Source organism: Noviherbaspirillum humi (assembly GCF_900188095.1).
Lineage (GTDB): Bacteria > Pseudomonadota > Gammaproteobacteria > Burkholderiales > Burkholderiaceae_D > Noviherbaspirillum > Noviherbaspirillum humi.
This window is the reverse complement of sequence record NZ_FZOT01000018.1, coordinates 1-13,000: the sequence shown is the minus strand read 5'-3', so window position 1 is coordinate 13,000 and position 13,000 is coordinate 1. Positions and strand designations below refer to the sequence as shown.

Genomic DNA, 13,000 nt, shown 5'->3' with positions numbered 1-13,000 from the left:
CTTTTTGGGCGTTGGATTCAGGCGGCTTCGGCGGCAATGCGCGCCCGCATCTTTTCATCCGGCATGCGGCCCATGCCCGCCTTCATGTTGTCGCGCAGATGCTCGACACGGGCGGTGGCCGGAATGGCGCAGGTCACGGCGGGATGCGAGACCACGAACTTCAGCAGCAACTGAGCCCAGCTGTCGCAATCGATCTCGGCGGCCCAGCCCGGCAGCGGCTTGCTGCGCAGGCGCCGGAACATGTCGCCGCCGGCAAAGGGCCGGTTGATGATGACGGCCACGCCGCGGTCGCGCGCCAGCGGCAGCAGGCGCCGTTCCGCTTCGCGCTCCCCGACCGAGTAATTGATCTGGATGAAATCCACCGGCTCGCCGCTGATCACCCGCGCCACCGCATCATGCGCGCTGGCGGCGTAGTGGGTGACGCCGATGTGCCGCACTCGGCCGATCTGCTTCCATTCCCGCAGCGTAGCGAGATGGGTGGAAACGTCGACCAGGTTATGCACCTGCATCAGGTCGATCGGATCGGCGCGCAGCTTGCCCATCGAATCTTCCATCTGTTCGATGCCGGCACGCTTGCCGGAGGTCCAAACCTTGGTGGCGATGAACAGCTTTTGCCGCAAGCCCAGAGCCGCGGTGAGGTCGCCGGCCACGATTTCCGAGTTGCCGTACATCGGCGAGGAGTCGATGAGACGGCCGCCGAGCGCAACGAATTCCTTCAGCACCGCCTCCAGCGGCGCCCGCTCGGCCGGCGCGGTGCCGACGTCGAAGGTTTGCCAGGTGCCGAGGCCGATCATCGGCAGCGATTCGCCGTTGGATGGTATGCGCCGTGCCAGCATGCCTGGCTGATCGGCGCCGTTCGCCGCGCCCGCGCCGTCCGGCAGGACGCCGATGCCGCTGATGGCGGCGGCCGTCATCAGGCGCAGGGCGTCACGCCTGTTCATGGGTAAGGCTGTCATGGTTTCTCCCGAGTGAGTAGGCGACCCAAAGCCAGACTGCGGCGACCGGCAGGCCGACCGCGAGCATGGGGTCCGCGCCGCCCGTGCGCACGGCGGCGATGAGCCAGCCGCTGGCAGCGTCGCTGGCGCGGTAGACCGCGGTATCGATGAAATTCTTGGCCTTGTAGCGGCTTTCTGCATCCACGGTGGTATAGACCATTTCCCGGCCCGGCTTGGCGATGGCGAACTCGCCCGCGCGGTGCAGCACCTGCAGCGCAGCCACCGCGATGGCGCTGCGCCAGGCGCCGAGTGCGAGCAGGCCGGCGCCGATGACCAGCGGCGCGAGGCTGAGCGCGACGCGCAGGCCGGCATGCTGCACCAGGCGCCGGGTGCCCAGCAATTGCAGCGCCAGTGCCAGGCCGTTGACCACCAGGTCGAGGGTGGCGAAGAAAGCCTTGCGCTCGCCGGAGTCCGCATAGCGCTTGCCGGCCAGGTCCACCAGTTCGATGTAGAGCAGGGTCGACACGGTGGTGTAGGACACGATCAGCAGCATCATGCGCCGCAACTGCGGCCGGCGCAGGGCGAGCGGAATGCCGGCCAGGACGGAGCCGCCGATTCTGGCGGGAGCAGGCGCCCCAGGCGCCGCGCGGCTCGCGCTCGCGGAACGCAAGGCGGCCATGCACAGCGTTGCCGCCAGCAGCAGGATGATGGAGACGAGCAGCAGCTGGCTGGTATGGACATGGCGCGCAAGCAGGGCGGTCAGGGCGGGTCCGGCCAAGGCGCCGGCGGTGCCGCCGGCGGCGATATGGCCGTAGCTGCGATGCGATTCCTCGGTGCTGAAGGCGTCGCTGCAGCCGCTCCAGAACAGGGAGACCACCAGCAGATTGAAAACACTGAGCCAGATGAAGAAGGCGGCCGCGGCGGGGCGGCCCGGGACCAGCAGAAAGACGAGGGCGAAGCCAGCCAGGTTGGCGATCAGGAAGCCGTACACCGTCGGCAGCAGCCAGACGCGCGGCAAACGCCGCACGGCCAGGCCGATGAGCGGCACCATGCCCAGCGTGAAAAGAAACGTGCCGGAAAACAGCCATTGCAGGCGCGAGGCGCCGAACTGAACGGCCATGTCGTCGCGCACCGGGCGCAGCACGTAGTAGCTCGACAGCAGAAGGAAGTAGGCGGCGAAGGCCAGTGCGACCCGCTTGCGTTCAACGCCCTGGCCGGCAATGCTCAGCATGCGGCTGCGCCGGAAATCCGGTCCGGCCGGTCGCCCCCGCTGCTGCCCTTGCCTCTGCCCGATCTGTCGCGCGCTGTCTGCTGCATGCCGGCCCCGATGTCGAAGAATCAGGCCATTTTATTTCTGAACGCAATTCCTGTCCGTGCTCTTGCACTTGCCGTCGGCGCGGCCCTGGCTCGCCGGCGGCGTGCGTGCGCGATCCGGCTTCATGCGGGAATCATCCGGCGCGGTCTTGATGCCGGGATCGACCTCCGGCGGCGGCTTGGCGATGGAACTGGCGTCGCCGGCGGAAGGCGGCGTCACCACCATGCCGGGCGCCGGCGCGGCCCGGCCGGTGCCCGGCTTCCCGGTATCGGAAGGGGTCGGCATCTGCGCGCCAGCGCTGGCGGCCAGCAGCAGGGAGCCGGCCACCAAGGCGATGCGACCATAATCGGTTGAAGCGAATGTGAGCGTCATGGGGATTCCTCCAGACTGGGAAAGGACGCGCGCGGGCGGCCTGAACTTCCCGCGCGGCGCGGGTTCTGACAGATGACGAACATGCAAGTCCTGAGGGTAGGAGGACCGATGCCGATGCGAGTTCCGCGCCGGCGTACCGCATGCCGTCTTTCACAGGAGTCGTTCGAATGGAGTTCCGCATGCATATCAATCCCGCGTCACCGCCGGAAATGCCTTCGCCGGGCGGCGCACCGGAAATCACGCCGTCCACGCCGATGGAACCGGAAATTCCGCCGGCGCCGGAAAGCCCGACCGGCCCGCTTGGTCCCGATGGCCCGGAAGTGGTTCCGGACACCAGCCCGGCCGAAGTGCCGCAGACCGAATGAAACATCCCGCCCGGGCGGCCACCGCCGCCCGCTTCTGTCCGGTTCGCCGCCCGGCTTGAACTTTGGCTTTTCAGCATCATCTTGAAGTTTCCGGGCGCCCTGCCCTTTCCCCGCTCCATCATGATTTCCCGAACCTTCGCACTGGCGCTGGCCATCGTAGCCGCGCTGCATGGCTATATCGGCTGGCGCCTGCTGCCGGCCTTGCCGGGCCAGCCGTGGGCGTCGATCGCCGGCACGCTGTTCCTGCTGGCTTCCCTGGCGGCGATCCCGGCCGGGCTGACGGCGCATGGCATTCGCCGCCAGTCGCTGGCGGACCGCATTACCTGGGTCGGCATGCTGGCCATGGGATTGTTCTCGACGTTGCTCGTCACCACGCTGCTGCGCGACCTGGCGCTGCTGGCGGCGGGCTTGCTGCTGCTCGACGCTGACCTCAACGTCTGGCGGCGCTGGAGCGCGCTGGCGGTGCTGGCCGCGAGCGGCCTGATTTCCCTGATCGGCTTCGTCAATGCCCGACGCGTCGCGCGGATACGGCGAGTGGATGTGCCGATTGCAGGCCTGCCGCAAGCATTGCATGGTTTCAGCATCGCGCAGATCAGCGATATCCATGTCGGACCGACCATCAAGCAAGGCTATCTGGCCCGGATCGTCGATGCGGTGAACCGCCTGGAAGCGGACATGGTGGCCATCACCGGCGATCTGGTGGATGGCAGCGTGGCAGCCCTGGGTTCGCACGTCCTGCCGCTGGAACGGCTGAGCGCGCGTCATGGCGCCTACTTCGTCACCGGCAACCATGAGTACTATTCGAACGTGCATGCCTGGCTGCCGGTGCTGCGTCGCCTCGGCCTGCGCGTGCTGATGAACGAGCATGTGATCCTGAGCCACAACGGCGGCCGCCTGCTGCTGGCCGGCGTGACCGATTACAGCGCCCACCACTTCGACCGCTCCCACCGCAGCGACCCCCAGGCGGCGCTGCAAGGCGCCGATCCGGACCATGCGGTCAGGATCCTGCTGGCGCACCAGCCGCGCACCGCGGCGGCGGCCGCCGAAGCTGGCTTCGACCTGCAGTTGTCCGGCCATACCCATGGCGGCCAGTTCTTTCCTTGGAATTTCTTCGTGCCGCTGCAGCAACCGTTCGTGGCCGGCTTGAACCGCCTGCAGCAGCTCTGGGTCTATACCAGCCGCGGCACGGGCTATTGGGGCCCGCCCAAGCGCTTCGGCGCGCCTTCCGAGATCACCCACATCCGCCTGGTCCCGGCCTGAGCCTGAACGGCGCACCCGTGCCGCAAAGCGGTTTCGGCACCCCCATCTCCGTCCAGAATCCGTTGCGAATAAGCCGCGGCAATGTCGCCGCGCCGCAACTGGAATGTTGTTTTTTTCATAAAAGTTTCCTGCAGGCTTGCCATTTCGACAACACAAAGAGAATAATTCTGCATCTTCGTTCCAATTGGAAATAAGCATGCAGCTATTGCCTCATTCGATCACTTCCGTGCGCGTCTTCGAAGCAGCCGCGCGTCATCTTTCCTGCTCCCGCGCAGCGGAGGAGCTGTTCCTTACGCAGAGTGCCGTCAGCAAGCAGCTGCAAAGCCTGGAGGATTTCCTCGGAGTGCGATTGTTCACCCGGGTGCACAAGGGCCTGGCGCTGACCGAGGCAGGAAAGATCTACTGCGAGGCGATCAAGCCGGCACTGATGATGCTCGCCGACGCTACCGTCAAGGTGCGTGCGCTGCAAGCCAACAACACCACCATCATCCTCGGCGTGCCGCCTACCCTCGGCCAAAAGTGGCTGATTCCGCGCCTGTCCGGCTTCACCGAGCGCCATCCGGACGTCCGCATCCAGTTTTCGCCGCGGGTCGCGGATGAATCGGGATTCAGCTCGCTGACCGCCGAACTGCGCTTCGGGCGCGGCATCTGGCCCCGCATGCGGGCGCACTATCTGTTGGGCAGGGAGCTGTACCCGGTATGCAGCCCGGCACTGGCCAAGCGCATTCCGATCAACTCGCCGCAGGACCTGCTCAAGCATCAGCTGATGGAACACATCCAGTTGCCCCAAGTTTGGGAGAAATGGTTCATCGCCCGCCGCGTGCCCGGCTATCACCCGCGCAAGGCCCAGCGCTACGAACAGTTTTCCGTCATGATCCCGGCACTCCTGGCAGGCCTCGGCGTTGCCATCATGCCGCGCTTCCTGGTCGAGGAAGAAATCCAGCAGGGCAAGCTGATTTTGCCGTTCGACCAAGGTCTCAAGAGTGACTACGGCTATTACCTCGTCTACCCGAAAGACCGCCAGCCCTCCCCCGCCTTCGAAAACTTTACCGAGTGGCTAGTGGACGAGGCGTCGCACCATACCCATCTGTAGCCAGTCGATGCTGCGGGCGGTCCATAACCCGCAGCATTTCTCCCGCCTTGCGCAAAATCCGCTTCGCTTGCGGCTCACTTTTCCCCTGCCTGCTCTGTCGTTTGGCGCCATAAGCGCCTGAAAGCTTCGGCGCTCTCTGCCACGCTGGTTGAAGCCTAGAGCCGAGACTGGGGTGCGCGGCACGGCTTGCCTGTTCAGGCAGCATGCCGCGGCGCCGCCTTCTTCGGTTGCGCACTCGTTCGCCATTCGAGCCAAACCAGGTGCCGGCCCGCTGCTGTCCGGCCTCACATAGGCCGGGTCCGGCACCCATCTGAATAGCGGCGCGAACCAGAAACGCGAATGAATACATGCTAATCGGACTACTCGGTCGCGGCATGCCAGCAAGGCGCCATCGCCAGGAATCCGCCGCAAGGAGGCGAAGCAATCAAGAGCATCTCGTTCGATCACGGCTTCTCATGAGCTTTGGATTTTAAAATTTCGAAATCCGAACTATTTGTGCCGGCACCTTTTTACTGCTTGTCTGTGTTTGGAGCGACCCGAACTGCCGTCCGCATCGCCAACCTGGAGCGCGCCAGGCATCGGTCGCAACGGCGTTTGCCGATAGTTCGTTTAAAGGGAAATCGAATCAGTGCTCTCATCTTCGTGCCTCATCCATGAGCTTGCACAAGAACCCATGCCTTAGCCGTGACTCAATGCGAAATAGCCGATGTTGTTGGCTTCATGCAAAGGTACATGCATAAGCCTGCTCGGCGACAAGTTTTGGTATAGTCCAACGCTTTGCATCGGCCTTCCGCTCCCATGATTCGATTCCTGCACACCGCTGACTGGCAGATCGGCACCCGTTTCGGGCAGTTCGCCGCCGAGGAAGGTGCGCTGTTGGCGGAAGCCCGTTTCGAGACGGTGGAAGCCATTGCCAGGCTGGCGGTGGAGAGGCAGGTGGATGCGGTGCTGGTGGCAGGCGATGTCTTCGACCAGCAAACGGTCACCGACAAGGTGATCCGGCGCCTGTTCGCTGCCCTTTCCTTATTCAGCGGACACTGGATCATGATTCCGGGGAATCACGATGCGGCGATCCCGGAAAGCGTCTGGACCCGCGCCATGCGCCTCGGCTGCGTGCCGGCCAACGTCCGCCTGCTGCTGCAGCCCCAGGTCATGCCTTTCGCCGAAGGTTTTTCCATCCTTGCCGCGCCGCTGACCCAGCGCCGGACTTTCGACGATGTCACCGAATTCTTCGATGGCGCCGACACGCCGCCCGGCCATTTCCGCATCGGCTTGTCCCATGGCAGCGTCACTCAGCGCCTGGCGGAGAGCATCGATTCCGGCAACCCGATCGCCGCCGATCGGTCGACCCGTGCCCGGCTCGACTATCTCGCATTGGGAGACTGGCATGGCGTCTATCAAGTCGATGAACGAACCTGGTACGCCGGCACGCCCGAAACCGATCGCTTCCGCAATAACCGCTCCGGCTTCGTGCTGGAGGTGGCGATCGACGCGCCCGGCGCGCCGCCGCACATCACCGAGCACCGCAGCAGCAAGTACGCCTGGCACCAGTGGGAAGAAACCCTTGCCGTCGGCAGCGACGTCGAACGGCTGATCGAGCGCCTGAAAAGCTTGGGCGGACGCGACGTGCTGTCGCTTAGCGTGGCAGGCAGCATCGATCTGTCGACATCCCAGCGGCTGGAAGCCGCGCTGGGAGAAACCGCGGCTTGCGTGCGGGCGCTGCGTTCGGACCTCGGCGCGCTGCGCCTGCTGCCGACGGAAGAAGACATGGCTGCCCTCGGCACGCGCGGCGGCTACATCGGCAAGGTGGTCACCCGGCTCGACGCCGCCCAGGACGATCCGGCGCAGCGCGCCCTGGCGGCGGAAGCGTTGCAGCTGCTGGCGCGCCTGCAGCGCGACCTGGGAGCGCGGCCATGAAGCTCAAGCGCCTGCTGATCGAGGATTTCAAGCAGTTCACCGGGCAGGTCCGCATCGACGACCTGGATCCCGGCCTGAACATCTTCACCGGCCCCAACGAAGCCGGCAAGACCAGCATCGCGACCGCGGTGCGCACCCTGTTCCTGGAAAAGCACCGTTCCAGCACCCTGCGCCATCTGGTGCCGTGGCAGGCATCCTCGGGGCAACCCCGGATAGAAGCCGAATTCGCGGTCGGATCGTGCCACTACCTGTTGCGCAAGAGCTTCGTGGTGCGTTCCCGCTGCGAGCTGATCCACGACGGCCAGCATCGCATGGAGGGGGAAGAAGCCGAAGAAGCGCTGGCCGAGTTGCTGCGCTTCTCGCGGCCGGTGCGCGGTTCGGCGGCGCCGGAGCATGGCGGCGTGCCCGGCCTGCTGTGGGTAACGCAGGGGCAGGCGCAGGACGTGGAAAATCCGGTCGGCCATGCGGCGACTTATCTGCGCGATGCGCTGAACCAGCTGTCGGGCTCGCGTGTGGAGGCGGGCGAGGATGTGCTGATCGCCGCGGTGCGCCGCGAACTGCATGAGCTCGTCACCGAAAAAACGAGAAAGCCGACTCAGCACTATGCGGCGGTCGAGGCCGACCTGGAACGGGCGCTGCGCGACCAGCAGCAATTGCAGCTGCAGCAGGCACAGTTCGAGGCCGAGATCGATCGCCTGAGCAAACTCGAAGCCGACTATGATGACCTGTCCCGGCGCAAGCCCTGGGAAGCCCTGGAACAGAAGGCCGAGCAGGCCAAGGTATCGGTCGCGGCGCTGCGCGACGCCAGGGTGCGGTTGGAGCAGCTTCAGTTGCTGCGCGCCGGCGCCCATGACCGGATCAGGTTGCTGCAGGAGCGCGAGCGACAGCGGCTTGAAGCGTTATCGGCCCTGGCGGCGCTCGAAGCCGGACAAAGCCGGACTGCTATTGAAGCAGCCGAGGCGGCGGAAGCGCTGGCGCAGCTCGGCGGCGCCATGGGACAGGCCGAGCATGCCATCCAAGTCTCCCGCGACGCGCTGCAGCAGGCGCTGGCTGCGGAACAGGCGCAGGAATGGCGGGAGCAAGCCGGCCTCAGACAAAAGGAAGTGGAACGGCTGCAGCAGCAGCTGGCGCAGTCCCGGGACATTGGCGAACGGTTACAGGCATTCACCCTGGCGGCCCATGCCGATGCCGTCGATGTCGACGCCCTGCATCGCCTGCGCCAGCTGGAAGCGGAGCTCGCCGCGCTGCGGGCCAGACTGGAAACCGGCGCCACCCGCATCGAATACCGGTTGCAGCCCGGCCGCGCCCTGCGCATGGATGACCAGACCCTCGACGGAACCGGCCAGGCACTGATTACCGGTCGGACGCTGTTGCACCTGCCGGATCTAGGCGAAATCAGCATCGTCCCGGCCGCTTCGGATGGCGCCGTGTTGGCGGCCCAGGCTGATGATCTGGTCATCGAACGCGCCGGCCTGCTCCAGGCGCTCGGCGCGCAAAACCTGGCCGACGCCGAAAACAGGTTCCAGCGCTGGCAGGATGCCCGGCGCGAGATGGAAAGCCTTGAGCGTCTGCTGCAGGCGCATGCGCCGCAGGGCTGCGACGCGCTGGCGCGGGCAGTGGAGAACGAACAGCTCATGCTGGCCCAGCTGGCGCAGCGGTTGGCGCAGCTGCCTGACGTCGGCACGGCGCCGTCGCGGCATGATGCCGAGGCAGCGGTCGCCGAAGCCACTGCGCGGCTGCAGCAATGCCAGCGCCGCCAGCAGGAATTGCACACGGCGCGCGCGGCGGCGGAAGCCAGGCTGCGCATGCAGCAGGAGCAGTCGGCGGCGATGCGCGCGCGCATGGAGGCGGACGGCGACGCCGACGCGCGCCAGGCACAGCAATTGGAACTGGCCTCGGCCGTCGCCGCCGAGCAGGCGCATGCACGGGACATCGAGCAGGCCCGGGCGGAGCTCGATCGTCTGGCGGCGGAAACCGGGGAGCAGGACGTCGATCGCTATCAGCGCTCGGCGGCGCTGCAGCGCGAAGCGCATACCCGGCAGAAGGTGGCGCTGGCCGAGCTGCGCGGCAAGCTGGAGCAGCTCGGTGCTTCAGGACTGGGCGAACGGCTGGCCGATGTCAATGCCGAGGTGGAGCAGCTGCAACGGCGCCGGGCGGAACTCAAGCTGCGTGCCGACGCGCTGGCGATGCTGCACGACATGCTGGTGGAAGAACGCGACCGGACGGTGCAGCGGCTGCAGGCGCCGCTGGCGGAGCGCATGGCCCATTATTGCCGCCGTCTGTTTCCGCAATCCGACCTCAACCTGCAGGACAACCTCGCGCCGGCACTGCTCAACCGCGATGGCTGGGGCGCCGAACTGAATTACTTGAGCTTCGGCACCCGGGAGCAGCTCGGCATACTGACCCGGCTTGCCTATGCCGACTTGCTGAAGGAAGCCGGCGTGCCGACCCTGCTCATGCTCGACGATGCGGTGGTGCATACCGATGCGGCACGGCGCGAACGGATCAAGCGTGCGCTGCTCGATGCCATGCAGCGGCACCAGATCCTGTTGTTCACCTGCCATCCGGAAGCATGGGACGATCTCGGCGTGGTCCCGCGCAGCATCGGCTCGATGCGGGTAGTCGCCTGACCGCGCCGGCAGCGATGCCGGCGCCGCCTCTTTACCGAAAACATGGCATGTGGAGTCGACGCGGTTATCGTAAATTGTCCTAGACACGCGACATGGCCCGAACCGCTTTTCCTGCGCCTTTCAAAGGCCAGGCCAGGCAGCGGCCATTGCGCAATCACTAGGACATGAAGGGGACCATGATGACACCACAGCAGATGATCGAATATCTCGGTCACCAGTGCCAACTTATTTACCATCTAACGCCTTGATATTTAATATTTCTCTGCAAGGCAATCACTACCAGTACCAACACTTTGACCAACGTGCGATTTCATACAACGCTGGACCCCAAACTGCCGCCGCTATACTCTGCCATCCTCTGTCCAACCCACTGTATCCATGCACGCACTTGCCGTCATTGAAAATGCCTGCCTCGAAGTCATCGAGGAATACACGCCTGAGGGCTAATCCGCATTCCGCGACGTCGTTGATCCAAGCTCTGCCTTAGAGCTCGTCCAAATAGCCCAGGCCGCCTGGAGCGATGAAGAGAAGAAGGCGCTCGGGGAGCTGCTGCGAGATCTAACCGACTTCGCCAGGCGGTCGCTGGCGTCGACCGAGCGGGATGACCTAGTACAGCGCTCGAAGATGCTGCGCGGATTGATGGAGATCTAACTGACCACTTGCGTCAGGAGTAGGGTCAGAGGTGCATCGGTGACCAATGGGTTTGCCCGGCCTTGCAACACGCCAGGTGTTATATTCCAACTTCCCCTATCGATAGAAATCTCGCGGGTCATATTTTGAGGTCACGAATGCTGACCTCTGTGATTTCATTGACCCTGATAAGTAGACCTGCGGGCACTGGCAATATCCCATTCCGGATATGACAAAGTAAGAGTTTGCCGGTTAAAAGCAAAACCCGCCGAAGCGGGTTTAGAAGCATTATTCTCTAGTTGTTTTAAGACTTGCGGCGCCGCGACATCATAAAACCGAACAACCCGAGACCAAGCAGTGCTGCGGTTCCTGGTTCAGGCACTTCGGATGGCATCCCTCCCCAGTTGAGAATCCGGGAGCGCTCGTCTTGGTTGAGACCGTCTAGATAAGGATTTGCAACCAAATTAGCGGCTGTGTTGGTTGCTAATGCAACATCACCAGATCTGTCATTATTATCTCTGGCCAAGAAAACGAAATTTAGTAAGCTAGCGCTCTGGCCGGCATCTAAGGTAAGCGTCGTTGAAATATTGACATTGTCGTAACAGCTCCACTGACCCTCTGGACCGCAATACCATGAGGAATTCATGCTTGTGCTAGCGAAGGTGTTATTCCCATAGATATAAGCGCCTACCGGGTCATATCCATTGTTGTCTACGTTGATGAAAGAACTACCTGGACCGGCATAGGTAGTTTGGTATCCATCAGAGCCAAGATTACCCCACCAGTTAATGGTTTGTGTAATGGTCGAACCAGTATTGTTGGTGAAAGTGTCAAACCATCGGTATAGATTCAAAGATTGAAACGCTTCAGTTCGGCGAGTGACGCTTAAAGAGCCGGTATTGGATAAGTAGCCCATACCATCAAAAGCATCATAGCCGCCGTCACCCACGGAACCTCGAGCATCGTTGACGGAATTTGTCGGATTGCCACCATCTCCGGAATACGAAAAACCATATCCGCTGTTGGTCACGACATCGCTGCCTTGGATGCTGAACTGAGTCGCATGAACCGAACCCGCGCCAAGCAATAAACTAAGCATGCAAGCAAGCTTAAAGTTTTTCCCTACAAAATTCATGATTTCCCCTGTTTTTATAGAAACCTCGGTGTAGCATTTTTTGTGCCCACAGGAAATTCTAAATAAAACAAAGGGTTAAAAAAAACATCGCAACTTCTGTAAATTCTTTCGACAGCTGCTTTTACTCTCCATTAAGGTTACTTTCACTTTTTTACCAAAGTCCTTGGCGGCTGAGGCTCGCTTCAAGAGTTTGGTTTTAAGGCTGCTTTTATTGGTTTACCAAGCCAAATGCCATGATTACTCCCAAGCCGGGGGTCAGCTGCTCAGCATTAGCAATACCACGTTGCTACCACTATCCTTTAATTCGCCAGCTATTATCCCGACCATGATTCCGAACTACTCCGTAGTTCAAGGGGAGGAATACCGCATAAACACTGGCCTTCCAGTGAGTCTGTATCACTTCTGTATGACCCACTTCCTTGCAAGTAATTATGAGATGCGTCTGCGGCTATAATTGGACGCTCCTCCACGCTGCTGATTCCCATCCATGCACGCCCTTCCGGTCATCGAACAAGCCTGCCTCGAAGCCATCGAGAAAGATACCCCGCTGAGCCGAGCCACCTTCCAATCCATCGCCGATCCTGAAACCGTACTGGAGTTGGCGAAGGTCGCTCAGGCCGCGTGGACCGACGAAGAAAAAAAGGCGATCGGCGAGCTGCTGCGGGACCTGACCGACTTCGCCAGGCGGGCGCCGGCGTCGACCGAGCGTGATGACCTGGTGCAGCGCTCGAAGATGCTGCGCGGGTTGATGGAAATCTAACTGGCCGCTTGTGCGGGGAGTAACGTCAGACGTGCAACAAGTGACCAAAGCGATCTGCCCGGCCTCGAAAGACGCCGGGTTTTTTGCGCTCTTTGAACCGATTGGGTTCCTCGAATGCAGAAAAAATGGCTCGTAAAACATTTTTGGTTTAGCATTGATTGACGCAAATCAACACTGATAGCCATGAAAGACATAGCGACTCAAGCTGGTTCGCATACGGAAGAGCTTTTGATCCATTTCGATAAGCTCTCGCAAGCCGAACAGAACGCAATGATTTGCTTCGCCGAGCTGCTCGCAAAGCTGCCAGCGGATCGGGAACGCACGAAGGAAACTATGGACGTTCTATGGGAAAAAGCTCGCCGCTATGGGCAAGCCGAAGCGGCTGGTTTAGGCAATTTCGAGGGCAATTTACCCCTAAGTTTTCTTAGATAAGTGGTATTACCGCCTTCTCCCGCTCGTCAACGAAATCGCTCCAATTAACTCCCGAGCGAGCTTTTCAGACGCCAGCAGCATGTCAAGAGCATCCTCTGATTCCAAGTCTGTAGAGGCTATCCCTATCGGCACTCCGCCTTCATCGGGATGGCCGTC

General features: G+C 62.4%; 11 protein-coding genes. 7 read left to right on the top strand and 4 right to left on the bottom strand.

Translation table 11 applies throughout. The features are described from left to right. Positions 1 to 17: 17 nt before the first annotated feature. The 3 genes from CHB88_RS20075 to CHB88_RS20065 all read right to left on the bottom strand — a co-directional run bounded on the left by CHB88_RS20075 (position 18) and on the right by CHB88_RS20065 (position 2,622). A complete protein-coding gene (locus tag CHB88_RS20075; RefSeq protein ID WP_217900204.1) occupies positions 18 to 941 on the bottom strand; it encodes an aldo/keto reductase in 924 nt (307 codons plus the stop codon). Beyond that, positions 928 to 2,166, bottom strand: coding sequence for an NTP/NDP exchange transporter (locus tag CHB88_RS20070; RefSeq protein WP_089401129.1), 1,239 nt, complete (start codon positions 2,164 to 2,166; stop codon positions 928 to 930). The genes CHB88_RS20075 and CHB88_RS20070 overlap by 14 nt, the downstream gene beginning before the upstream one ends. 117 nt (positions 2,167 to 2,283) lie before the next feature. Next, positions 2,284 to 2,622 (bottom strand): hypothetical protein, encoded by a 339-nt coding sequence (locus tag CHB88_RS20065; protein ID WP_089401128.1) that lies wholly within the window; start codon positions 2,620 to 2,622, stop codon positions 2,284 to 2,286. A gap of 179 nt (positions 2,623 to 2,801) precedes the next feature. On the opposite strand from CHB88_RS20065, the gene CHB88_RS20060 reads away from it, so the two are divergent. From CHB88_RS20060 to CHB88_RS20040, 5 genes are all read left to right on the top strand, one after another. After that, positions 2,802 to 2,987, top strand: a complete 186-nt coding sequence (locus CHB88_RS20060) for a hypothetical protein (RefSeq protein WP_143131384.1) — start codon at positions 2,802 to 2,804, stop codon at positions 2,985 to 2,987. Between the two features lie 120 nt (positions 2,988 to 3,107). Continuing rightward, positions 3,108 to 4,247 (top strand): metallophosphoesterase, encoded by a 1,140-nt coding sequence (locus CHB88_RS20055; protein ID WP_089401195.1) that lies wholly within the window; start codon positions 3,108 to 3,110, stop codon positions 4,245 to 4,247. A gap of 196 nt (positions 4,248 to 4,443) precedes the next feature. Further along, on the top strand, positions 4,444 to 5,340 hold the full coding sequence (locus tag CHB88_RS20050; protein WP_089401126.1) for a LysR substrate-binding domain-containing protein: 897 nt from the start codon (positions 4,444 to 4,446) through the stop codon (positions 5,338 to 5,340). A 798-nt stretch (positions 5,341 to 6,138) separates the two neighbouring features. After that, positions 6,139 to 7,257 carry a metallophosphoesterase family protein gene (locus CHB88_RS20045; RefSeq protein ID WP_089401125.1) on the top strand — a complete coding sequence of 373 codons (1,119 nt, stop codon included), beginning with the start codon at positions 6,139 to 6,141 and terminating at the stop codon, positions 7,255 to 7,257. Beyond that, the gene (locus tag CHB88_RS20040; protein WP_089401124.1) at positions 7,254 to 9,887 is read left to right on the top strand and encodes an AAA family ATPase; all 2,634 of its coding nucleotides are present in this window, start codon (positions 7,254 to 7,256) and stop codon (positions 9,885 to 9,887) included. Before CHB88_RS20045 ends, CHB88_RS20040 begins: the two co-directional genes overlap by 4 nt. A 934-nt stretch (positions 9,888 to 10,821) precedes the next feature. Here CHB88_RS20040 and CHB88_RS20035 read toward each other — a convergent pair. After that, positions 10,822 to 11,652, bottom strand: coding sequence for a PEP-CTERM sorting domain-containing protein (locus CHB88_RS20035; protein ID WP_089401123.1), 831 nt, complete (start codon positions 11,650 to 11,652; stop codon positions 10,822 to 10,824). A gap of 487 nt (positions 11,653 to 12,139) precedes the next feature. Between CHB88_RS20035 and CHB88_RS20030 the strand changes: the two genes are divergently transcribed. Together CHB88_RS20030 and CHB88_RS20025 are read left to right on the top strand one after the other, a co-directional pair. Further along, positions 12,140 to 12,412 carry a hypothetical protein gene (locus tag CHB88_RS20030; RefSeq protein ID WP_089401122.1) on the top strand — a complete coding sequence of 91 codons (273 nt, stop codon included), beginning with the start codon at positions 12,140 to 12,142 and terminating at the stop codon, positions 12,410 to 12,412. Positions 12,413 to 12,595: 183 nt separating this feature from the next. Further along, entirely contained in the window at positions 12,596 to 12,844 is a 249-nt protein-coding gene (locus tag CHB88_RS20025; RefSeq protein WP_089401121.1) for a hypothetical protein, read from the top strand. Positions 12,845 to 13,000 lie beyond the last annotated feature (156 nt).

What these genes read in the sequence shown, in the direction of transcription:
- CHB88_RS20075 (WP_217900204.1), bottom strand. Translation starts at nt 941, where the DNA reads ATGAACAGGCGTGACGCCCTGCGCCTGATGACGGCCGCCGCCATCAGC.
- CHB88_RS20070 (WP_089401129.1), bottom strand. Translation starts at nt 2,166, where the DNA reads ATGCTGAGCATTGCCGGCCAGGGCGTTGAACGCAAGCGGGTCGCACTG.
- CHB88_RS20065 (WP_089401128.1), bottom strand. Translation starts at nt 2,622, where the DNA reads ATGACGCTCACATTCGCTTCAACCGATTATGGTCGCATCGCCTTGGTG.
- CHB88_RS20060 (WP_143131384.1), top strand. Translation starts at nt 2,802, where the DNA reads ATGCATATCAATCCCGCGTCACCGCCGGAAATGCCTTCGCCGGGCGGC.
- CHB88_RS20055 (WP_089401195.1), top strand. Translation starts at nt 3,108, where the DNA reads ATGATTTCCCGAACCTTCGCACTGGCGCTGGCCATCGTAGCCGCGCTG.
- CHB88_RS20050 (WP_089401126.1), top strand. Translation starts at nt 4,444, where the DNA reads ATGCAGCTATTGCCTCATTCGATCACTTCCGTGCGCGTCTTCGAAGCA.
- CHB88_RS20045 (WP_089401125.1), top strand. Translation starts at nt 6,139, where the DNA reads ATGATTCGATTCCTGCACACCGCTGACTGGCAGATCGGCACCCGTTTC.
- CHB88_RS20040 (WP_089401124.1), top strand. Translation starts at nt 7,254, where the DNA reads ATGAAGCTCAAGCGCCTGCTGATCGAGGATTTCAAGCAGTTCACCGGG.
- CHB88_RS20035 (WP_089401123.1), bottom strand. Translation starts at nt 11,652, where the DNA reads ATGAATTTTGTAGGGAAAAACTTTAAGCTTGCTTGCATGCTTAGTTTA.
- CHB88_RS20030 (WP_089401122.1), top strand. Translation starts at nt 12,140, where the DNA reads ATGCACGCCCTTCCGGTCATCGAACAAGCCTGCCTCGAAGCCATCGAG.
- CHB88_RS20025 (WP_089401121.1), top strand. Translation starts at nt 12,596, where the DNA reads ATGAAAGACATAGCGACTCAAGCTGGTTCGCATACGGAAGAGCTTTTG.